This window comes from Microbacterium sp. MMO-20 (genome assembly GCF_037147735.1).
GTDB lineage: Bacteria > Actinomycetota > Actinomycetes > Actinomycetales > Microbacteriaceae > Microbacterium.
Genome location: NZ_JBBCUU010000001.1, coordinates 307,265 through 327,647, shown reverse-complemented (window position 1 = coordinate 327,647; position 20,383 = coordinate 307,265). Strand labels below are relative to the sequence as shown.

18 protein-coding genes and 1 tRNA gene are annotated in these 20,383 nt (G+C 69.7%); 7 read left to right on the top strand and 12 right to left on the bottom strand.

What is annotated here, in order from left to right; genetic code table 11:
- The first annotated feature begins 92 nt into the window (after nucleotides 1-92).
- Complete coding sequence (locus WFI52_RS01685) at nucleotides 93-1,214, top strand: zinc-binding dehydrogenase (protein ID WP_336625315.1); 1,122 nt, start codon at nucleotides 93-95, stop codon at nucleotides 1,212-1,214.
- Nucleotides 1,215-1,295: 81 nt separating this feature from the next.
- Here the strand turns inward: WFI52_RS01685 and WFI52_RS01680 are convergent.
- Nucleotides 1,296-1,371, bottom strand: a tRNA-Thr gene (locus tag WFI52_RS01680).
- A gap of 255 nt (nucleotides 1,372-1,626) precedes the next feature.
- On the opposite strand from WFI52_RS01680, the gene WFI52_RS01675 reads away from it, so the two are divergent.
- The 3 genes from WFI52_RS01675 to WFI52_RS01665 all read left to right on the top strand — a co-directional run bounded on the left by WFI52_RS01675 (nucleotide 1,627) and on the right by WFI52_RS01665 (nucleotide 4,307).
- Nucleotides 1,627-2,535 (top strand): MetQ/NlpA family ABC transporter substrate-binding protein, encoded by a 909-nt coding sequence (locus WFI52_RS01675; protein WP_336625316.1) that lies wholly within the window; start codon nucleotides 1,627-1,629, stop codon nucleotides 2,533-2,535.
- Between the two features lie 67 nt (nucleotides 2,536-2,602).
- The gene (locus WFI52_RS01670; protein ID WP_336625317.1) at nucleotides 2,603-3,655 is read left to right on the top strand and encodes a methionine ABC transporter ATP-binding protein; all 1,053 of its coding nucleotides are present in this window, start codon (nucleotides 2,603-2,605) and stop codon (nucleotides 3,653-3,655) included.
- Complete coding sequence (locus WFI52_RS01665) at nucleotides 3,648-4,307, top strand: methionine ABC transporter permease (protein WP_336625318.1); 660 nt, start codon at nucleotides 3,648-3,650, stop codon at nucleotides 4,305-4,307. The genes WFI52_RS01670 and WFI52_RS01665 overlap by 8 nt, the downstream gene beginning before the upstream one ends.
- Here the strand turns inward: WFI52_RS01665 and WFI52_RS01660 are convergent, their stop codons facing one another.
- From WFI52_RS01660 to WFI52_RS01620, 9 genes are all read right to left on the bottom strand, one after another.
- Complete coding sequence (locus WFI52_RS01660; RefSeq protein ID WP_336625319.1) at nucleotides 4,308-5,870, bottom strand: alpha/beta hydrolase; 1,563 nt, start codon at nucleotides 5,868-5,870, stop codon at nucleotides 4,308-4,310.
- The gene (locus tag WFI52_RS01655) at nucleotides 5,867-7,021 is read right to left on the bottom strand and encodes a DNA polymerase III subunit delta' (protein ID WP_336625320.1); all 1,155 of its coding nucleotides are present in this window, start codon (nucleotides 7,019-7,021) and stop codon (nucleotides 5,867-5,869) included. The genes WFI52_RS01660 and WFI52_RS01655 overlap by 4 nt, the downstream gene beginning before the upstream one ends.
- 72 nt (nucleotides 7,022-7,093) lie before the next feature.
- Nucleotides 7,094-7,720, bottom strand: coding sequence for a dTMP kinase (tmk, locus tag WFI52_RS01650; RefSeq protein WP_336625321.1), 627 nt, complete (start codon nucleotides 7,718-7,720; stop codon nucleotides 7,094-7,096).
- Nucleotides 7,720-10,368, bottom strand: a complete 2,649-nt coding sequence (gene topA, locus WFI52_RS01645) for a type I DNA topoisomerase (RefSeq protein ID WP_442927676.1) — start codon at nucleotides 10,366-10,368, stop codon at nucleotides 7,720-7,722. The genes tmk and topA overlap by 1 nt, the downstream gene beginning before the upstream one ends.
- 177 nt (nucleotides 10,369-10,545) lie before the next feature.
- Nucleotides 10,546-10,899, bottom strand: coding sequence for a helicase (locus tag WFI52_RS01640; protein ID WP_336625322.1), 354 nt, complete (start codon nucleotides 10,897-10,899; stop codon nucleotides 10,546-10,548).
- A complete protein-coding gene (locus tag WFI52_RS01635) occupies nucleotides 10,899-11,267 on the bottom strand; it encodes a TadE family type IV pilus minor pilin (RefSeq protein WP_336625323.1) in 369 nt (122 codons plus the stop codon). Before WFI52_RS01635 ends, WFI52_RS01640 begins: the two co-directional genes overlap by 1 nt.
- Entirely contained in the window at nucleotides 11,264-11,461 is a 198-nt protein-coding gene (locus WFI52_RS01630; RefSeq protein WP_336625644.1) for a DUF4244 domain-containing protein, read from the bottom strand. The genes WFI52_RS01635 and WFI52_RS01630 overlap by 4 nt, the downstream gene beginning before the upstream one ends.
- Nucleotides 11,462-11,566: 105 nt before the next feature.
- Nucleotides 11,567-12,445: a type II secretion system F family protein gene (locus WFI52_RS01625; protein ID WP_336625324.1), complete on the bottom strand. Its 879-nt coding sequence runs from the start codon at nucleotides 12,443-12,445 to the stop codon at nucleotides 11,567-11,569.
- The gene (locus WFI52_RS01620; RefSeq protein ID WP_336625325.1) at nucleotides 12,442-13,542 is read right to left on the bottom strand and encodes a TadA family conjugal transfer-associated ATPase; all 1,101 of its coding nucleotides are present in this window, start codon (nucleotides 13,540-13,542) and stop codon (nucleotides 12,442-12,444) included. Before WFI52_RS01620 ends, WFI52_RS01625 begins: the two co-directional genes overlap by 4 nt.
- 462 nt (nucleotides 13,543-14,004) lie before the next feature.
- On the opposite strand from WFI52_RS01620, the gene acs reads away from it, so the two are divergent.
- Nucleotides 14,005-15,969, top strand: a complete 1,965-nt coding sequence (acs, locus tag WFI52_RS01615; protein WP_336625326.1) for an acetate--CoA ligase — start codon at nucleotides 14,005-14,007, stop codon at nucleotides 15,967-15,969.
- Between the two features lie 33 nt (nucleotides 15,970-16,002).
- Here acs and WFI52_RS01610 read toward each other — a convergent pair whose 3' ends face one another.
- Together WFI52_RS01610 and WFI52_RS01605 are read right to left on the bottom strand one after the other, a co-directional pair.
- Complete coding sequence (locus WFI52_RS01610) at nucleotides 16,003-16,467, bottom strand: RidA family protein (protein ID WP_336625327.1); 465 nt, start codon at nucleotides 16,465-16,467, stop codon at nucleotides 16,003-16,005.
- On the bottom strand, nucleotides 16,464-16,688 hold the full coding sequence (locus WFI52_RS01605; RefSeq protein WP_336625328.1) for a hypothetical protein: 225 nt from the start codon (nucleotides 16,686-16,688) through the stop codon (nucleotides 16,464-16,466). The genes WFI52_RS01610 and WFI52_RS01605 overlap by 4 nt, the downstream gene beginning before the upstream one ends.
- Before the next feature lie 107 nt (nucleotides 16,689-16,795).
- Here WFI52_RS01605 and WFI52_RS01600 point away from each other — a divergent pair, with 107 nt between their 5' ends.
- Both WFI52_RS01600 and WFI52_RS01595 read left to right on the top strand, forming a co-directional pair.
- Nucleotides 16,796-19,372, top strand: a complete 2,577-nt coding sequence (locus WFI52_RS01600) for a transglycosylase domain-containing protein (RefSeq protein WP_336625329.1) — start codon at nucleotides 16,796-16,798, stop codon at nucleotides 19,370-19,372.
- Nucleotides 19,372-20,340, top strand: coding sequence for a metallophosphoesterase (locus WFI52_RS01595; RefSeq protein ID WP_336625330.1), 969 nt, complete (start codon nucleotides 19,372-19,374; stop codon nucleotides 20,338-20,340). The genes WFI52_RS01600 and WFI52_RS01595 overlap by 1 nt, the downstream gene beginning before the upstream one ends.
- The last annotated feature ends 43 nt before the right edge of the window (nucleotides 20,341-20,383 follow it).

The following is a 20,383-nucleotide window of genomic DNA, read 5'->3' as shown; positions in this document are numbered from 1 at the left end:
TCCAGGTCTGCGGACTGACCTCGAAGTATTCCACAGTCGATACGATCGTTCAGGCGCCACCGATGATGCCGAAGATGATGGGCGGAAGACACATGACCACATCCATCCGCGGAGCCGTCCTCACCGAGATCGGCGCCACCCGTCCCTACCGCGACTCCGCTCCGCTGGAGATCCGGGAGCTCGATCTCGACGACCCGCGCACAGACGAGATCCTCGTGCGCATCGAGGCGGCCGGCATCTGCCACTCCGATCTCTCGGTCGTCGACGGCAACCGCCTGCGGCCGATTCCGATGCTCCTCGGGCACGAGGCGGCCGGGATCGTCGAGCAGGTCGGCGCACGTGCCGCGCAGGACGGCTTCTCCGTCGGCGACCGCGTCGTCATGGCGTTCCTGCCTCGGTGCGGTGAGTGCGACGGATGCCGCACGGGAGGCGTCATGCCGTGCGTGCCCGGAACGGCCGCGAACGGCGCCGGGGAGCTCATGTCGGGCGGGTCGAGACTGCGCTCCGCCGGCGACGGCACCGCGGTCTTCCATCACCTCGGCGTCTCCGGATTCGCGACTCACGCCGTCGTCGACCGCCGCTCCGCCGTCGTGGTCGGCGCAGACGTTCCGCCGGAGGTCGCCGCCGTACTCGGCTGCGCCGTTCTCACGGGCGGTGGCGCCGTGGTCAATGCGGGAGCGGCGAAGGACGGCGATGACATCGCGATCGTCGGTCTCGGCGGCGTCGGCATGGCAGCACTCCTGACTGCGGCGTCTCTCGGCTACGGGCGCGTGATCGGCATCGACGGGGTCCGCTCGAAGCTCGACCGCGCGCGCGAGCTCGGCGCCGACGAGGTCTACACGCCGGAGGAAGCGGCGGATGCCGGCATCCGGGTTCCTCTCGTCGTCGAGGCCGCGGGGCACCCGCGCGCGTTCGAGACCGCGTTCGCGCTGACTGCCCCCGGCGGGCGCACGGTGACGGTGGGTCTTCCTGCCCCGGGGGCGCGCTCCGAGATCTCGCCGCTCACGATGACGGCCGAGGCGCGGACGATCGTCGGCTCGTACCTCGGATCGGCGGTGCCCGCGCGCGACATCCCCGGCTACGCCCAGCTCTGGCGCGAGGGGCGTCTGCCCGTCGAGCGGCTCATCTCGGCGCGCATCGGCCTCGAGGACGTCAACGCGGCGATGGATGCCCTGGCCGACGGCACCGCGCTGCGGCAGGTCATCATGTTCTGAGATCAGTCGCGGACGCAGAGACGACGAAGGCCCCGGAGGGATCCGGGGCCTTCGTGGTCCCACGTGGACCGTGGAGCCGAGTGGAGCCGCCCAAGGGAATCGAACCCTTGACCTTTTCATTACGAGTGAAATGCTCTGCCGACTGAGCTAGGGCGGCGGGTGTGTTCTTCACGACGCTGACGCCGTGCACGATGATCGATCTTACAGGGTTCTCAGGCGTGCCGCGAACCACGGTCGGAGGTGCCGGGGTGTCATGCTGCGCGGCATCCGGTGTCACTGTGTTACGCCCCGATTTCGGCAGCCGGGTGCGCGCCGCGTAGCGTCGATGTGGCACCGCGATGAGGCGAGCGCGGACAGCCGGGTCACGAGCCCACCGCGCCAGCGCGGTGCACCGACCCCAAGGAGCACCATCTTGTCCACCAAGTCCCGCACCGTGAAGACGCTCACCGCAGCGCTCGCCCTCCCGCTCGCGCTCATCCTCGGCGCGTGCTCGTCGTCCGCCGCACCCGCCGCGAGCGGCGACGCCGCATCGACCGGCACCGTGAAGATCGGCGTCGTCGGCGCCGGCGACCCGTACTGGGAGACGTTCACCGAGGCGGCGAAGGAGGAGGGCATCGACGTCGAGATCGTCGACTTCGACTCCTACGACCAGCCGAACCCGGCGCTGTCCGCGGGCGAGCTCGACCTCAACCAGTTCCAGCACATCATCTACCTCGCGACCTACAACGTCGCTTCGGGCGACGATCTCGTCCCGATCGGGGCGACCGCGATCTACCCGCTGGGCCTGTACTCGACGAAGTACACGGACGTCGCCGACATCCCGGCAGGCGAGACGATCGCCGTCCCGAACGATGAATCCAACCAGGCGCGCGCCCTCCTCGTTCTGCAGTCCGCGAAGCTCATCGAGCTGAAGGACGGCGGCTCGGTCTTCTCCACGACGGCCGACATCGAGCCCGGCTCGAAGGTCAAGGTCGAGGCCGTCGCCGCCGACTTCACCGCGTCGTCGCTGCCGGACTTCGCGGGAGCGGTCGTGAACAACGACTTCGTCGCGAAGTCGGGCCTCACCTCCGACCAGCTGCTCGCCCAGGACGACCCGTCCGACCCGGCCGCATTCCCGTACATCAACATCTTCGCCGCCCGCGCCGCGGACGCCGAGAACCCGACCTACCTGAAGCTCGTGAAGATCTACCAGGAGACGCAGGCCGTGCAGGACGGCGTGCTGAAGGCCTCCGGCGACACCGCAGTGCTCCTGAAGACGCCGGTCAGTGACCTCGTGGCCTCGCTCAAGAAGACCGAGGACGAGATCCGCGCGAACCAGTGATCCGATGCGTGTGCGGCCCGCTCCCAGGAGCGGGCCGCACACGCATGTTCTGTGCCAGGAGGCATCCATGACACTCATCCGCTTGGGCGGCGTGACGAAGTCTTTCGCCGCCGCCGCCCGCGACGCGGCGCCTGTCACCGCGGTCGACGACGTCACGCTCGAGATCGCCGCGGGCGAGATCTGCGGCATCATCGGCTATTCGGGCGCGGGCAAGTCGACCGTGCTGCGCCTGGTGAACGCGCTCGAAACGCCGACGACCGGCGTCGTCGAGATCGACGGCATCGACATCACACGCCTCGGCGAACGCGACCTCCGGCGTCTTCGCGGCGACATCGGCATGATCTTCCAGCAGTTCAATCTCTTCGATTCGCGCACGGTCGCCGGCAACGTCGCCTACCCGCTCGAGATCGCGGGCCGCCCCAAAGCGGAGATCCGCGCGCGCGTCGCCGAACTCCTCGACTTCGTCGGTCTCGCCGACAAGGCACGGAACTATCCGGAGCAACTCTCCGGGGGACAGAAGCAACGCGTCGGCATCGCCCGCGCACTCGCCACGAGCCCGCGCATCCTCCTCGCCGACGAAGCCACGAGCGCCCTCGACCCCGACACGACGGCAGAGGTCCTCGGTCTCCTGAAGCGCGTCAACGAAGAACTCGGCGTGACGATCCTCGTGATCACCCACGAGATGGACGTCATCCGCACCCTCGCCGACCGCGTCGTCGTCATGGAGCACGGACGCATCATCGAGCAGGGCCCCGTCTTCGACGTCCTCTCCGCCCCGCGCCACGCCGCCACGGCGCGGTTCGTCGCGAGCATCATCGAAGACGTCCCGACCGGCGATGACCTCGCGACCCTGCGCGCACGCCACCCCGGGCGCATCGTCACCCTCGACGTCCGCGAGGGCGCCGCGGCACAGGCCGACGTCTTCGCCGCCCTCGCCGCGCACGGCGTGCGGTTCGAAGTCGTTCACGGCGGCATCAACGACATCGGCGGGCGCGTCTTCGGGCACCTCACGCTGGCGGTGACGGGCGAGACGGATGCCGTGGATCGCGCTCTTGCGGCGGCCGGGGCCTTCGCCGCGCTGACCGAGAACAGCCCCGCCGAGGAGGACTCCCGTGGATAGGCTCATCGACCTCCTGCCCGAACTGTGGGAGGCCACGCTCGAGACCCTCTACGTCTCGACGGCCGGGCTCATCCTCGGCGGGTTCGCCGGCCTCGTGCTGGGCATGGCGCTCTACGCGACGCGTGCGGGAAGTCTGTTCCCGAACCGCGTCGTGTTCGGCATCCTGAACGTCGTCGTGAACACCTTCCGGCCGATCCCGTTCATCATCCTGCTCGCGGCCGTACAGCCCCTCGCGCGCGGTCTCGGCCTGCCGGGGATCGGCGTGCCGTTCGCGATCTTCGCGATCACGATCGCCTCGCTGTTCGCCATCAGCCGGATCGTCGAGCAGAACCTGCTGACAGTGCGTCCCGGCGTCATCGAAGCGGCGCGAGCGGCGGGAGCGAGCCGGTCGCGGATCCTGTTCCGCCTGGTCCCCCGCGAGTCGCTGGGGCCGCTCGTGCTCGGCTACACGTTCGTCGTGGTGGCGCTCGTGGACATGACCGCGATGGCCGGAGCGGTCGCCGCCGGTGGCCTCGGGCAGTTCGCGATCAACTACGGGTTCAAGCAGTTCAACCCGTGGGTGACCTGGGCGGCCGTCCTCGTGATCGTCGTCATCGTGCAGATCGTGCAGCTCGTCGGGAACACGCTCGCGCGACGGATCCTGAGGCGCTGATCAGGACGAGCAGGTGAGGCCGTCCTGCGGCACGGTTCCGTCGAGGAAGTACGCCTCGACGGCGTCGTCGACGCACGCGTTGCCCTTGTTGTAGCCCGTGTGACCCTCACCCTCGCGAGTGATGAGGACGCCGGAGGAGAGCTGCTCTGCGAGCGACTGCGACCACGCGTACGGGGTCGCAGGGTCGTTCGTCGTGCCGACGACGACGATCGGCGCCGCACCGTCGGCGGTGATGCGCTCGCGCACGCCCGTCGGCGGGTACGGCCAGCTTTCGCAGACATCCACGCCGTCCCAGTAGGGCGCGATCGTCGGCGCCTTCTGCTGGATGAGCGCGTCGGCGGCATCCTTGTCCGCCTGCGTCGTGTCGAGCGGGTAGTCCATGCAGTTGTACGCACGGAACGCCTCGGTCGAATTGTCCTGGTAGCTGCCGACTCCGATGCGGCCGTTGTAGAAGTCGGCCAGCATGAAGGCCATGTCGGCGTCACCGGAGAGCGCATTCGACAGCGCCGTCGTGAGATAGTTCCAGCTGTCCTCCGAGTACAGAGCCGCGATGATCGCCGTCATGAGCGAGTCGGCGCCGAGCATCCGCCCGTCGGAAGCCTTCAACGGGGACGCGTCGACGCTCGCGAGGAGAGTGGCGAGGTCGGCCATGCCGTCGTCGACCGAGCCGGTGAAGGGACAGCCGTTCGTCGTCAGACAGTCGGCCATGTAGGCACGCAGCGCCGATTCGAACCCGACCGCCTGCGTCGTGCCGACATCGAGCCCCGACACGGACGGGTCGATCGCACCATCGAGGACGAGGCGCCCGACGCGCTCCGGGAAGAGCTTGGCGTACGTCGCACCGAGGAATGTGCCGTACGAGTAGCCGAGGTAGTTGAGCTTCGCATCGCCCAACACGGCGCGGAGAAGATCCATGTCGCGCGCGGCGTTGTCGGTCGTGACATAGGGCAGGATGCCGCCGGAGTTCGCCTCGCACGCCGACACGAATTCCTCGTTGCGCGCGGTCAGCTCGGCGCGCCATCCGTCACTCCCCCGCGGGTCGGCGGGGATGTCGTACAGATAGGCGTCCATCGCATCGCCGTCGAGACAGGTCACGGCCGTCGAACGGCCGACGCCGCGCGGATCGAACCCGATGACGTCGTACGCGTCGAGGAGCGCCGTCCCGACGGCGAACGACGCCGAGTCGGCGATGAGGTCGTACCCGCTCGCCCCGGGTCCGCCGGGATTGGTCAGCAGCGACCCGATCGCCTCACCGTCCGTCGCCGCGCGGCGGATGACCGCGAGGTCGACCGTGCCGGCGTCGGGGTCGCTCCAGTCGAGAGGCGCCGTGACGGTCGTGCAATCGTAAGAGCCGGCATCCGACCCCGTGCACGCCGTCCAGTCGAGACGCTGCGCGTAGAAGTCCTCGAACCCGGCGGGGGCACCGTCGGTCACCGGCTCGCGACTCGGCGCCGGGCTCGAGACCGTCTCGGGCGGGATGGCGGCGTAGAGGCATCCGGAGAGCACCGTCGCAGCGACGGCGAGGCCGGCGACGACGGTGAGGGCACGACGGAGACGGTTCACGGGGTCCTTCCGCTGGCGACCGTGATGAGCATGCTCTCGAGGGCGAGCGCCGGGGCGGCATTGCCTTCGAGATTCGTGCGGGTCGCCGAGATCTGATCGAGAACGGTGAGAGTGCGCTCGGGGGTCCACGCGGCGGCGAGCGCCGCGATGTCGTCCGCGAGCTCGCGGTTGATGAGGTCGGAGGACTGCCCGAACTGCAGCATGAGGGTGTCGCGGAACATCGACTCGAGGTCGGTGAGGACGCGGTCGATGCCGTCGCGCAGACTTCGCGTCGCGCGACGCTTCTGGTCGTCCTCGAGGGCGTTCAGCTGGCCGCGCACGGCCGGCGGCACCGCAGCGCCGGGCGCGATGCCGAGCGTGCGCAACAGAGCGTCGCGCTCCGATTCGTCGCGCTCCGCGGTCAGGGCCTTCGCGTCGTCGGTCGCGAGCTGCACGATGCGCGCAGCGGTCTCGACGGCGGTGCCGACGCCCCGCACCGCGAGAACGGCGCGGAGCGTCTCGTCGCGACGGGCGCGCGCCTCGGCATCCGTCGCGAGGCGGACCGCCATGCCGATGTGACGCTGCGCGAGACGCGCCGACTGCTCTGCGAGTGCGCCGTCCACGCCCGTGCGCGCCGAGATGAGCCTCGCGACGTCGGCGACGTCGGGCTCACGCAGCCGCAGCGTGCGCACGCGCGAGCGGATCGTCGGCAGCAGGTCGGCTTCGCTCGGCGCGCACAGGATCCACACGGTGCGCTCGGGAGGCTCCTCGAGCGCTTTGAGCAGTACGTTCGACGTGCGCTCGACCATGCGATCGGCATCCTCCATCACCATGACGCGGTAGCGCCCGAGCGACGGCGAGAAATAGGAGCGCTCAACGAGGGCACGGGCGTCTTTGATCGAGATGATGACGCCCTCGGTGCGCAGTGCCGTGAGATCGGGGTGGGTGCCGGCGAGCACCTGCCGCATCGCGGTGTCATCGCCTGGCTCCGCGATGAGCGCCGCGGCGAACGCGGCCGCGAGCGTCGACCGCCCAGATCCTGCCGGACCCGTGATGAGCCAGGCGTGCGCGAGCTGCGCCGGGTCGGATGCCGCCGCCTGCAGCTGCGCGAGCGCCTCGTCCTGGCCCCAGACATCTCCCCACGGAAGGGCGGTCGGCGCGGCGCTGGTCATGCGCACCAGCCTACGTCGTCCCTCCGACGCCGCCGCGCCGGGTGAGAGGGGTTCTCCCCGCGGATGCCGAGGTCAGCTCAGCAGAGCGGCAACGCGGGCGCGCACGGCGGCGGCGAGGTCGTCCGCGGGGAGCGTCGCGTCGAGCACGAGGAAACGCTCCGGCTCGGCGGCGGCGAGTTCCAGGAACGCCTTCCGTACGCGTGCGTGGAAGTCGGCCTGCTCGGACTCGAGGCGGTCGAACGGCTTGTCGTCGGCATCGAGGCGGGCGCGGGCGGATGCCGGGTCGAGGTCCAGCAGCACCGTGAGATCGGGGAGCGCGTCCTCCGTAGCCCACAGCGACAGGTCGCGGATCTGCGCGGCATCCAGCACACGCCCCGCCCCTTGGTAGGCGACGGAGGAGTCGAGGTAGCGGTCCTGGATGACGATCTCGCCGCGCGCGAGCGCGGGGCGGACGAGCGTCGCGACGTGATGCGCGCGGTCAGCGGCGTAGAGCAGGGCCTCCGCACGCGGCGCGACATCCCCCCGGTGGTGCAGGACGATGTCGCGGATGAGGACCCCGACCTCGGTGCCGCCCGGTTCGCGCGTGCGCACGACCGTGCGCCCTTCGTCGCGCAGCCACCGCTCGAGGAGCGACGCCTGCGTCGTCTTTCCCGCGCCGTCGCCGCCCTCGAACGTGATCCAGAGCCCGCCTGCGGCCATCACTTCTTCTTGGCGGCGGGCTTGCGCGTCGTCGCCGTGCGACGCGTCGTGCGCTTCGGCGCCGGACCCTTCGCGCGCTTGTCGGCGAGCATCTGCACCGCCACCTCGAACGTGATGTCGTCGGGCGTCTGCCCCTTGGGGATCGTGACGTTCGTGGTGCCGTCGGTGACGTACGCGCCGAAGCGGCCGTCCTTGATGCGAATGGGCTTGCCGCTCACGGGATCGGCCTCGAACTCCTTGAGCGAAGTCGCCGCGCGGTTCGCGTACTTCGGCTGCGCGTAGATCTCGAGCGCCTGTTCGAGCGTGATGTCGAAGATCTGTTCCTCGCTCTGCAGCGACCGCGAGTCGGTGCCCTTCTTCAAGTACGGCCCGTAGGGCCCGTTCTGCGCGGTGATCGGGGCTTCCGTCTCGGGGTCGACGCCCACTGTACGCGGCAGCGAGAACAGCTTGACAGCCGTATCGAGGTCGATGGTCTCGGGCGACATGCTCTTGAACAGGGACGCCCGGCGCGGCTTCGGCGCCTCGACCTTCTTCTTCGCCGTCCGCTTCTTCGGGGTGCCCTCGGATGCCTCGGGTGCGGCTTCGGGCTCCGGCTCGGCAGGGATCACCTCTTCGAGGTACGGCCCGAATCGACCGTCCTTCACGACGATGTCGCGCCCCGTCTCCGGGTTCTGGCCGAGCACGCGGTCGCCCGCGATCGGCGCGTCGATGAGCTCACGCGCCTTCTCGGGCGTCAGCTCGTCGGGAGCGAGGTCCTCCGGGATGTTGACGATCCGCGACGTCCCCTCGCCCGTCGGCACGTCGAGGTACGGGCCGTACCTTCCGAAGCGCAGTGTCGCGACCTCGCCGATGCGCGTCGCGTTGATCTCGCGCGCATCGATCTCGCCGAGGTTGTCGAGGATGTTTCGCAGGCCCACATGGGCATCGGATCCGAAGTAGAACTCCTTCAGCCACTCGACCCGCTGCTGCTCGCCGCGGGCGATCGCATCGAGGTCGTCTTCGAGAGCGGCGGTGAAGTCGTAATCGACGAGCTCGGTGAAGTGCTGCTCGAGCAGACGCACCACGCTGAACGCGAGCCAGCTCGGCACGAGAGCCTGGCCGCGCTTGGTCACGTAGCCGCGATTCAGGATCACGTCGATGATCGACGCGAACGTGGACGGGCGGCCGATGCCCTTCTCCTCGAGCGCCTTGACGAGACTCGCCTCGGTGTAGCGGGGCTTCGGGCTCGTCGCGTGACCCTTCGGTTCGATGTCGCGGAGGTCGAGCACGTCGCCGACGGCGAGCTGCGGGAGAGACTGGTCGTCGGCGCGGTCGGCGTCACCGCGCTTCTCGTCCCTCCCCTCTTCGTACGCTTCGAGGAATCCCTTGAAGGTGTAGACGGTGCCCGACGCGGTGAACGACGCGGTACGGCCCGCGGCATCGGCCTCGAGGGTGACGGTCGTGGTCTCGTACTTGGCATCCGACATCTGCGACGCGACGGTGCGCTTCCAGATGAGGTCGTACAGGCGGCTTTCGTCTCGGTCGAGCGCGGATGCCACGGACGCGGGCGTGCGGAAGTGATCACCCGACGGACGGATCGCCTCGTGCGCCTCCTGCGCGTTCTTGCTCTTGTTCGCGTAGCTGCGCGGGTTCGCGGGCACGGCGCGGTCGCCGTAGAGCGACACCGCCTGCGCGCGAGCCGCGGCGATCGCCTGCGTCGACAGCGATGTCGAGTCGGTGCGCATATACGTGATGTAGCCCTTCTCGTACAGGCGCTGGGCGACACCCATGGTGTGCTTCGCACTCATCGAGAGCTTGCGGCCGGCTTCCTGCTGAAGGGTCGAGGTCGTGAACGGCGCCTTGGGGCTGCGCGTGCCCGGCTTCGCCTCGATCGCGGTGACCGCGACCTCGCCGACCTTCTCAAGGGCGACGGCGAGCTCGCGAGCCTGCGACTCGGTGAGGACGACGACGGCCTTCTTCAGCTGACCAGCGTCGTCGAAGTCGGTGCCGCGGGCCAGTGGCGCGCCGTCGAGGCGGGCGAGGCGGGTGGCGAAGCCGGCGGATGCGTCTGTGGTGGGCGCGGCGAGCGCCTCGACATCCCAGTACTCCGCCGAGACGAAGGCGATGCGCTCACGCTCGCGGTCGACGACGAGGCGGGTGGCGGCGGACTGTACGCGTCCGGCGGACGTCCCCTGGCCGACCTTGCGGCGCGTGACGTCGGAGACGTCCCACCCGTACAGACGGTCGAGGATCCGGCGCGTCTCCTGCGCGTCGACGAGAGCGAGATCGAGCTCGCGCGTGTTGTCGACGGCGGCGCGGATGGCGTCCTTCGTGATCTCGTGGAAGACCATGCGGCGCACCGGGACCTTCGGCTTCAGCGCCTCCAGCAGGTGCCATGCGATGGCTTCCCCTTCGCGGTCCTCATCGGTTGCGAGGAGGAGCTCGTCGGCACCCTTCAGAGCCCGCTTGAGTTCGGCCACCGTCTTCTTGCCGCGGTCGCTCTCCACATAAAGAGGGGTGAAGCCGTTCTCGATGTCGATCGAGTACTTGCCGACCGAGGTCTTCTTGAGCTCTGCGGGGATGTCCTTCTTCTCGGCGAGGTCACGGATGTGCCCGACCGAGCTCAGCACCTCGTAGCCGTCGCCCAAGTATCCCTGGATCGACTTCATCTTCGTCGGCGACTCGACGATCACGAGCTTCTTGCCCGCGGGGGCCGCCGCCTTCGCGCGGGGCGCTTTGGTGCCGGTTGCCGTCGTGTCGGGTGCCTTACTGCTCTGGGCCACGGGGCGTCCTTTCTTCGATGCACACCATACACATGTGCCGGACATGAGGACGCTGAGAGGAGCTCACGGCCGCCCTGCGGCCGCGCCCGCGCCCTCCGGCCAGGACGGCGGGCCCGCGCGCGCTCGCGCGTGCGCAGCGAACGCGCCGGACCCCACCTCCACTCGCACCGACGCGACCAACCCGTCGAGGTCGCACGCGATGAGCCTTGCCCCGGCAGCGTCGGCGACCTGCGCGGCGGCGTCGCACGGGATTCCGATCAGAGCACCGCTCGCCGTGTCCGCCGCCGCGAGCGCGGCGGCGTCCGCTGCCCCCGCCGCGTGCGCGGAACGCACGGTCGCCGCCGATGCGGCGGCGACCCCCACCGCGAGCGTCGCCGAGACGGCGAGCACCCCGACCGCGGCGGCGAGCCCGGCCATCAGCCGGCCTCGCCGAGCGCGCATGCGCGGGCGCGGAGGTCCGGCAGCGGTAAGGGCACGCCCGCGGGCGCGGACGCGACGACGCACACGAGTGCGCCGTCGCGCGACACCGAATCGACGGACCCTCCAGCGATGGTGGCGACGATCGCGCCCACGCGCGCGTCCGACTCGCCGCGCGCGGCGAGTCGGACAGCCTGTGCCGCACCGTGCTCGAGCCGGACCTGACGACCGGCGGCGGCGAGGCCGCCGATCGTCAGGGCGATCACGAGGACCACCGCGGGAAGAACGACGGCGAACTCCGCCGTCGCCGATCCCTGCTCGTCCCTCGGCACCGGCGCGCGCGGGCGCCGGTGGGCGCGCAGACTCATGCGACGGTGAGCGCCCGACGCACGAGGTCGGTCAGCATGCCGCGCACTTCGTCCGAACGCATGATGACGACCAGCAGTCCGGCGAACGCGACGGCGGCCATCGTGGCCACGACGTACTCTGCCGTCGCCGCTCCCGTCTCGTCACCGTAGAGGGCGGCGGCGCGGCGCTGCGTCAGGCGCGGAAGCGGCGGCAGCGTCGCGAGAGGGAGTCTGCCGTCGTGCCGGCTGCGGACGGGAAAGGGGATGAGGGACATGTGTTGCTCCTTCGTTGTGGAGGTGGCGGGCACGGGATACGCCGCTCATCGTGCGGCGAGGATCGGGGTGGAGCCGGCGAGTACCGACAGAAGCATCGGGGCGACGCCGAGAAGGAGGAAGGCGGGGAGGGTGCACAGCCCCATCGGCAGCAGGAGCCGCGAGCCGAGTCGCGCGGCTTTCAACCGCCCGTCGGTGCGTCGCCGCCGTCGCGCGTCGGCCGCGCTCGCGCGGAGCAGTTCGACCGCGGGGGCTCCGGCCCGCTGGGCGAGAGTGAGGACAGACGTCGTCTCGCTGGACGGGTCGCCGCCGCCCGCAGCGGTGACGACCGCGAGCGCGCGCTCGACCGAGACTCCCGCCGAGAGCGCAACCGCGACGGCGTCGGCCTGCAGCCCCGGAAGGTCCGGCGGCGGCTGCGCCGCCCGGACCAGGCGTGCGGTCCAGCGCCGCGCGACGAGCATCAGGGCGACACCGACGACAAGACTCGCCACACCGACCGGCTGCGTCAGCGTCGAGAGCATATCGAACCCCAGGACAAGTCCGAGTGCGATCGCGACGAGCGGCATCCACCCGACCAGCCGTGCCGTCGCGGTGGGTTCCGCGAGCGCGACCCCGACATCGTCGCGGGTCTCCTGAGCGTCGGTCAGAGCGCCGGCGAAGCGGCGCAGACTGGAGGCGAGCGGCGCGCCGACCGTCTCGGCGACGGACCACACGATGGCGATCTGCCGCCACGTCTCCCCGTGCGCATCGAGTACCTCGCTGATCCGCGTCCCGGGCGGCGCCGACGCGACGTCGGCTGCGACGGGGTCACCCGCTTCGGCGAGCAGCTGCCACGCTCGCACCGGTGCGATCCCCGCTTCGAGCAGCACCGCCAATTGCTGCACCGACTCCGCGCCGGACGGGGTATCCGTCACGTGCGTTCTCATGTCATCGCCTCCACCCCGAGTCGACCATCGATCAGCACGGGCCGAGCGAAGCCGACGATCCGGCGCACACCGTCGCTCCCCCGCTCGACGTGGACGATGACGCCGATGGCGCTCACGACCTGCCGGGCGAGACCGTGATCGTCGAGACCCGCGAGCGCACCCAGCGCTTCGAGCCGAGCGGGCACTTCCCGGATGCCGCCGGCGTGCACCGTTCCGGCTCCGCCGGCGTGCCCGGTGTTCAGCGCCATGAGCAGCTCGCGCACTTCGTCTCCGCGGCACTCGCCGACGACGAGCCGGTCGGGCCTCATCCGCAGAGCCTCGCGGACGAGCCGCGCGAGAGTCACGGCCCCCGCGCCCTCGAGGTTCGGCTGCCGCGCCTCCAGCCGCACGTGATGCGGGTGCGCGACACGCAACTCCGCGACATCCTCGATCGTGACGATCCGCTCACCGGCGGGCACGCGCCCGAGGAGGGCGGCGAGGAGCGTCGTCTTTCCCGCACCCGTCGCACCCGTCACGAGGAGATTCGCCCGCTCCGCGACGAGGGCCTCCAAACGCGCGCCGGTCACCCGGTCGAACATCCCGCGTCGGCCGAGCTCGTCGAGGTCGGGCACATCCGCCGAGGGCAGTCGGATCGAGATCGCCGCGCCCGAGCAGGCGATCGGCGGCAGTACGGCGTGGACGCGTGTGCCGTGCTCCCAGCGCACGTCGACGAGAGGCGCGCCGTCGTCGAGGTGGCGCCCCCCGATCCCGATCAGCGCGACGGCGAGCTGACGCAACTCGTCCGCACCGGCACGCCACTGCGGCACATGCTCGACGCCCGCTCCGCGATCGACGAACAGCCCGTCCTCGCCGTTGACGAAGACATCGGTGATGTCGGGATCGCTCAAGACGTCCCGCAACGGCGCGAGCGCTGGATGGTCGGGGAGGCGACGACGGGTCGGACGCGCGCGCGACACGGTGGACGCCGCGGCCCCGGCATCCACCGTGCCCTCCGACGACGGAAGGCCGACCCTCTCACCGCCGGCGCGGACGACGGTCGCGTCGCGGCGACGCACGGCCTCGGGAACGCGACGGCGAACGATGAAGGGATCGGACATGCCCCGACGGTAGGGGCCGCGAGGGAGTCCGAGCGCGCGGTTCACGGGATCGGTGGACAGATTGGGGAACGGGGCGCCTGGGGAGAACTCGATGACGCCTCGGCCCAGGGGAGCCCGCGGAGAAAGGGAGACGGCATCCCATCGGGGGAAATGGGATGCCGTCTCAGCGACCGCCGCAGTGGGGGACGCGGCGTCGCGATGCCAGAATCAAGAGTTCGGCCGCGAACGAGCATACGATGCGATGAGCACCCCCTACGCCCGAAACGGGCGCGCGCACCGATATATCTGTTCGCGCGCGTCTGTCCGTCTGGGTGCGCGGGGACGGTGCGCGGACAGGTCGCTCTCGCACGCCCTCCCTACTATCGGAGGTAGTGACGGCCGCGGCCGATGGCTAGATTTCCTGCATCCTTCGGGAAAGCCTCCCGTGCCCGTCTCAGGATTCCGCCGCAAAGGAGCGCGCCCATGAGCAGTCAGATCGACCATCTTCTGACCGAGAACCGCCGGTTCTCGCCCTCGCCCGACTTCGCCGCGAACGCGATCGCCACAGCCGAGCTCTACGCCGAAGCCGATGCGGACCGCGAGGGCTTCTGGGCCGCTCAGGCGAAGGCCCTCCACTGGCACACGCCGTTCACGCAGGTGCTCGACTGGACGAACCCGCCGTTCGCGCAGTGGTTCGCGGATGGCGAGCTCAACGTGGCCTACAACTGCCTCGACCGGCACGTCGAGGCAGGCAACGGCGACCGCGTCGCACTCCTCTGGGAGGGTGAGCCGGGCGACGAGCGCCGCGTGACCTACGCCGAGCTGACCGACGAGGTCAAACGCGTCGCGAACGTGCTCGCGGGCCTCGGTGTCGTGGCGGGCGATCGGGTCGCGATCTACCTGCCGATGATCCCCGAGGCGATCGCCGCGATGCTCGCCGTCGCGCGCCTGGGCGCCATCCACTCGGTGATCTTCGGCGGCTTCTCGGCAGACAGCCTGCGCACACGCATCGACGACGCCGGCGCGAAGATCGTGATCACCGCCGACGGCGGCTATCGCAAGGGTCGCGTCTCGCCGCTGAAGCCGGCCGTAGATCAGGCCCTCGCCGACCGCGGAGCAGGTCCGCAGGCATCCGTCGAGCATGTGCTCGTCGTGCGGCGCACACAGAACGAAGTGGGCTGGACCGCGGGCCGCGACATCTGGTGGCACGACGCCGTCCCGGCCGCTCCCGCCGAGCACGAGGCGCAGCCGTTCCCCGCCGAGAACCCGCTGTTCATCCTGTACACCTCCGGAACGACCGGCAAGCCCAAGGGCATCCTGCACACCTCCGGCGGCTACCTGACCCAGGCGGCCTTCACGAACAAGGTCGTGCACGACCTCCACCCCGAGTCCGACGTGTTCTGGTGCACCGCCGACATCGGGTGGATCACCGGACACTCCTACGTCGCGTACGGTCCCCTCGCCAACGGTGCGACCCAGGTGCTTTACGAAGGCACGCCGGATGCCCCGCACCCCGGCCGCTGGTGGGAGATCGTGCAGAAGTACGGCGTCACGGTCCTCTACACCGCGCCGACCGCGATCCGCTCCTTCATGAAGCTCGGTCGACAGATCCCGCAGCAGTTCGACCTGTCGTCGATCCGTCTGCTCGGCTCGGTCGGCGAGCCCATCAACCCCGAAGCGTGGATGTGGTACCGCGAGGTCATCGGAGCGGATACCGCCCCGATCGTCGACACGTGGTGGCAGACCGAGACCGGGGCGATCATGATCTCGGCGCTGCCGGGCGTCACCGAGACGAAGCCGGGCAGCGCGCAGGTGCCGCTGCCGGGCGTCGGTGTGGACGTCGTCGATGACGACGGCAACCACGTCGGCAACGGCAACGGCGGCCTTCTCGTGCTCACCAAACCCTGGCCGTCGATGCTGCGCGGGATCTGGGGCGACCCGGAGCGGTTCGTCGAAACCTACTGGGAGAAGTTCCAGGACAAGGGCTACTACTTCGCCGGCGACGGCGCACGCCTCGACGAGGACGGCGATGTCTGGTTCCTCGGTCGTGTCGACGACGTCATGAACGTGTCCGGCCACCGCCTGTCGACGACCGAGATCGAATCCGCTCTGGTCGGCAACGAGGCGGTCGCCGAGGCGGCGGTCGTGGGCGCGTCCGACGAGACCACCGGCCAGGCGGTCGTCGCGTTCGTCATCATCAAGCAGAGCTACCTCGACGCGCACTCCCCCGAGGGCCTCGCCGACACGCTGCGCCGCTGGGTCGGCGACCAGATCGGCCCGATCGCGCGACCCCGCGACGTCTACATCGTGGGTGAGCTGCCGAAGACCCGCTCGGGGAAGATCATGCGGCGCCTCCTGCGCGACGTCGCCGAGGGCCGCGAGGTCGGCGACACGACCACCCTCGCCGACACCGCCGTCATGAGTGTCATCTCGGCCCAGGTGAAGTGACCCGGACGACGTGACCCGATGAGGCCGGGGTCGTCACTCCCAGGTGAAGACGACCTCGACCTCGACGGGTGCGTCGAGCGGCAGCACGGGAACGCCCACGGCCGAGCGGGCGTGCCGACCGGCGTCACCGAAGATCTCGCCGAGGACCTCGCTCGCGCCGTTGATGACACCCGGCTGACCCGTGAACTCCGGGGTGGATGCCACGAACCCGGTCACCTTCAGAACACCCGTGAGACGGTCCACACCCCCGACAGCGGCGGCGGCCGCGGCGATCGCGTTGAGCGCGCACTGGCGCGCGTAGGACTGGGCGGCGGCGGCATCCACCTCCGCACCGACCTTGCCGACCGCCGGCAATGCACCGGCGATCATCGGGAGCTGACCCGCCGTGTACACGAGGTCGCCGTGCGCCTTCGCGGGCACGTAGGCCGCCACCGGGGGCACGACTGACGGAAGCTGGATGCCGAGGGCAGCGAGCCGCGTCGACGCCGAACCGCTCACGCCTGACCCTCGCCCTCGAATTGCTGGGCCGCCGCAGCGGCCGCGCCCAGGCCCGCGTTCGCGGAGCCGACGCCGGCGGGGCGCTTGAAGTACGCCACCAGCCCACCTTCGGGGCCGGTCACGACCTGGACGAGCTCCCACCCCTGCTTGCCCCAGTTGTTGAGGATCGCGGCGGTGTTGTGGATCAGCAGCGGCGTCGTGAGGTATTCCCACGTGGTCATGGACTCTCCTGTCGCGGATTCTGTCGGTGCCCTGCGGGCGGGGCAGATCGCGGGCGCGCCCCTGCCCACCAAGGCTTCCCCCAGGGTTCTCCCTTACGATCAAGCCTATGCCTCAACCCAAACGCACGGCCACCGGCGTGCTCGGCGGTATCGCCGGCCTCGTCGGCCTGAGCGCCATCGCCGGTGTCCTCGTCGCGGCGACTGTCACCCCGGCGATCGCCGTCTCCGGTTATGCGGCCTCGAGCGCACTCGACACGTTCGAGAACATGCCGAGCTTCCTCGAGATCGACCCGCTGATGCTGCCGACCGAGATCTATCGCAAGGACAGCGCGGGCAACGACATGCTCATGGCGCAGTTCTACGACCAGAACCGCATCCCGGTCACGTTCGACCAGGTGAACCCGGTGATGTTCGATGCGATCACCTCCAGCGAGGACAAGAATTTCTACACGCACGGCGGCGTCGACCTCGTCGGCACCGTGAGCGCGCTCCTGGGCAACGCCTCCAACGGCTCGAACCGAGGCGGTTCGTCGATCACTCAGCAGTACGTGAAGAACGTGCTGCAGCAGAACTGCGAATCGAAGGCGAAGAGCGACGACGAGGTCGAGGCCTGCTTCACGTCGACGACCGTGAACAGCGGCTCCGAGGGCTACCAGCGCAAGCTGCAGGAGATGCGGTACGCGATCCAGCTCGAGAAGGCGTACTCGAAGGAGACGATCCTCCTCGGGTACCTGAACATCACGAACTTCGGTGGCACGGTGTACGGCATCGGCGCCGCCGCCAAGCACTATTTCTCGACGGATGCCGCGAACCTCACGATCGCGCAGGCCGCGACGATCGCGGGCATGGTGCAAGCGCCGAACACCTATCGCATCGACCGCCCGGACGGGTCGACCGAGGATGACGCCGGCAACCCCGAGAACAGCGCGGCCGACGGCTACAAACTGACGCTCGACCGACGCAACTACGTGCTCGGCCGCATGCTCGATCTCGGCAAGATCTCGCAGGCCGAGTACGACGAGGCCTACAACTCCCCGATCGAACCGGTGATCTCCGAACAGACTCAGGGCTGTCAGACCGCCACGGGCGCGGAGTTCTTCTGCGAGTACGTGCGCTCCGTGCTCCTGACTGACCCCGCCTTCGGCGAGGACGACGACGCGCGCGCCGCGAACCTGCGCCGCGGTGGCATGAAGATCTACACGACCCTCGACCCCGACCTGCAGCAGGCCGGGCTCAACGCGATCTCGATCGTGCCGGCCCGCGTGGACTACATGAACCTCGGCGCCTCCGGCATCCAGGTCGAGGTCGGCACCGGTCGCATCCTCTCCATGGTGCAGAACCGCCCGTACTCGATCGAGAACTCCGAGGACCAGAACGCCCCCACAACTCAGGTCAACTACAACGTGCGCCTGCAGAACGGCGGTGGTGGCCATTCCGCGGGGTCGACGTACAAGGTCTTCAGCCTTGTCAACTGGCTGGAGCAGGGCCACTCCGTCAACGAGACTCTCAACGGCCGTGTCGGCACGAAGAAGGTCATCAACTGCGACGGCCAGACGCAGGATGTCGTCTCGAGCAACAACGGCAACGGCATCGGCAACTTCGAGGCGAACCCCGGCTACAGCGGAACGGTCTACAACTTCACCCGCGACTCGCTCAACTCGGGCTTCCTCGCGATGGCGGAGAAGATCTCGGTCTGCTCGACGAATCAGGTCGCGATGAAGATGGGCGTCATGACGGGCGACGGCACGCCGCTCGACACGACGAACTTCGGCTACAACGTGCTCGGCGACCAGGCCGTCGCCCCGATCGACATGGCCGGCGCCTACGCCTCGATCGCCGCGAACGGCATGCTCTGCCCCGCGAAGGCGATCGACAAGGCCCTGAACGCCAAGGGCGAGGACATCACACCGCAGACCACCTGCAGCCGGGTGATGAGCGAGGCCGTCGCCTCGACCGCCGCGTACACGCTCGAGGGCGTCATGTCGGGCACGGGTTCGGGTGCACGGGTCGGCGACGGAGTGCCGGTGTTCGGCAAGACGGGTATCCACGAGTACCTGCACACCTGGATGGACGGCTCCTCGACGAAGGTCGCGACCGTCGTCTGGGTCGGCAATGTGATCGGCGATGCACTGCTCAGCGACTACTACGAGAACGGATACGTCCTCTCCCGCATCCGCAACTCGATCTGGCCCGAGATGCAGGGTGCCGCGAACGCGAAGTACGGCGGAGACGACTTCCCGTCGCCCGATGCGAACCTCACGAAGCGCCAGCTGACCGACCTGCCGTCCGTCATCGGCATGACGATCGACCAGGCGACGCAGACGCTTGAGACCGCGGGCTTCTCGGTGACGGTCGGCGACGCCGTCGACGGCGTCGAGGCGTCCGGCACCATCGTTCAGCAGGACCCGGGCGCAGGCCGCGTCGCGGGTGGCACGACCGTCACGATCCGCCCCAGCAACGGTCAGGGCGTCACGGTTCCCGCCGTCACCTCAGCAAAGCCGGATGCCGCCGTCGCAGCACTGCGCGCCGCGGGCTTCGGCCAGGTGACGACGTCGTGCACGGCGAAGGACGATGCATCGGCAGACGGCACCGTGACCGGCACCGACCCCGCAGCGGGCACAGTCGTCAGCCGCACGGCCACCATCACGGTGCAGTACCAGGCGAAGACCTGCGGCGGGCGTTAGTGGGCTCCGCCGGTCGCACCGCCCTCGCCGCCGTCTCGGCGGCGGGGGCGGTGGGTCTCTCCGCCGCCGTCTGGGGAACGTGTATCGAGCGGTTCCTGTTCACGGTGCGGCGGCACGAGCTGGCGCTCCTGCCGCCGGGCTCGCCCTCGCTCACCGTCCTTCACCTGTCCGACGCGCACATGGCGCCGTGGCAGCACCGCAAGCAGCGCTGGATCGCCGACCTCGCCGACCGCGTCCAGCCTGACCTCGTGATCAACACGGGCGACAACCTCGGGCACGAGGAGGGCCTGCGCGGCATCTGCTCCGCGTTCGCTCCTCTGCGCGGAGTGCCGGGCGCCTTCGTACACGGCTCCAACGATGTCACAGGTCCCTCCGCGCGCAATCCGCTGCGCTACTTCCAAGGACCCTCGCCGCGATCGCATCGCGGCGTCGACCTCGATACGGCGGCGATGGACGCCTACTTCCGTGAGGATCTCGGCTGGGTCGATCTGAACAACGCGGCATCCGTCATCGAAACGGCGGGCATCCGCCTCGATGCCTTCGGCGTGAGCGACGCGCACCGCGGCTGGGACGATCTCGGGGCACTCCCCGACGCCGTCGCCGCGCTGCGCCGACGTCCTCTGTTCCGACGTTCGGACGACGCCGCCCTCACGATCGGCGTGACGCACGCGCCGTACCGGCGGGTGCTCGACGCATTCACCGACCTGGAGGCCGACATCATCTTCGCCGGGCACACGCACGGCGGGCAGGTGCGCATCCCCTTCTCGCGTTCCGCGCTCGTCGCGAACTGCGACATCCCCCGCGATCAGGCGCGCGGGCTCAGCACCTGGACGCACGGCCCGACCGAGGACGACGCGCGCTCCGTTCCGCTCAACGTCTCGGCCGGCCTCGGGCACTCGATCTACGCGCCGGTGCGGTTCGCCTGCCGGCCCGAGGCCTCCGTCCTCACGATCCGGGCGATGCCATGAGCCGATTCGGCAGGAGCGCCGGAACCCTGTAGACTCGGAGGGT

Bases quoted from the DNA above. Each gene is read 5' to 3' on its own strand.
- acs (WP_336625326.1), top strand. From the start codon at position 14,005: ATGAGCAGTCAGATCGACCATCTTCTGACCGAGAACCGCCGGTTCTCG.
- WFI52_RS01640 (WP_336625322.1), bottom strand. From the start codon at position 10,899: ATGGCCGGGCTCGCCGCCGCGGTCGGGGTGCTCGCCGTCTCGGCGACG.
- tmk (WP_336625321.1), bottom strand. From the start codon at position 7,720: ATGGCCGCAGGCGGGCTCTGGATCACGTTCGAGGGCGGCGACGGCGCG.
- WFI52_RS01600 (WP_336625329.1), top strand. From the start codon at position 16,796: ATGCCTCAACCCAAACGCACGGCCACCGGCGTGCTCGGCGGTATCGCC.
- WFI52_RS01685 (WP_336625315.1), top strand. From the start codon at position 93: ATGACCACATCCATCCGCGGAGCCGTCCTCACCGAGATCGGCGCCACC.
- WFI52_RS01625 (WP_336625324.1), bottom strand. From the start codon at position 12,445: ATGAGAACGCACGTGACGGATACCCCGTCCGGCGCGGAGTCGGTGCAG.
- WFI52_RS01635 (WP_336625323.1), bottom strand. From the start codon at position 11,267: ATGAGTCTGCGCGCCCACCGGCGCCCGCGCGCGCCGGTGCCGAGGGAC.
- WFI52_RS01670 (WP_336625317.1), top strand. From the start codon at position 2,603: ATGACACTCATCCGCTTGGGCGGCGTGACGAAGTCTTTCGCCGCCGCC.
- WFI52_RS01620 (WP_336625325.1), bottom strand. From the start codon at position 13,542: ATGTCCGATCCCTTCATCGTTCGCCGTCGCGTTCCCGAGGCCGTGCGT.
- WFI52_RS01655 (WP_336625320.1), bottom strand. From the start codon at position 7,021: ATGACCAGCGCCGCGCCGACCGCCCTTCCGTGGGGAGATGTCTGGGGC.
- WFI52_RS01605 (WP_336625328.1), bottom strand. From the start codon at position 16,688: ATGACCACGTGGGAATACCTCACGACGCCGCTGCTGATCCACAACACC.
- topA (WP_442927676.1), bottom strand. From the start codon at position 10,368: ATGAAGTCGATCCAGGGATACTTGGGCGACGGCTACGAGGTGCTGAGC.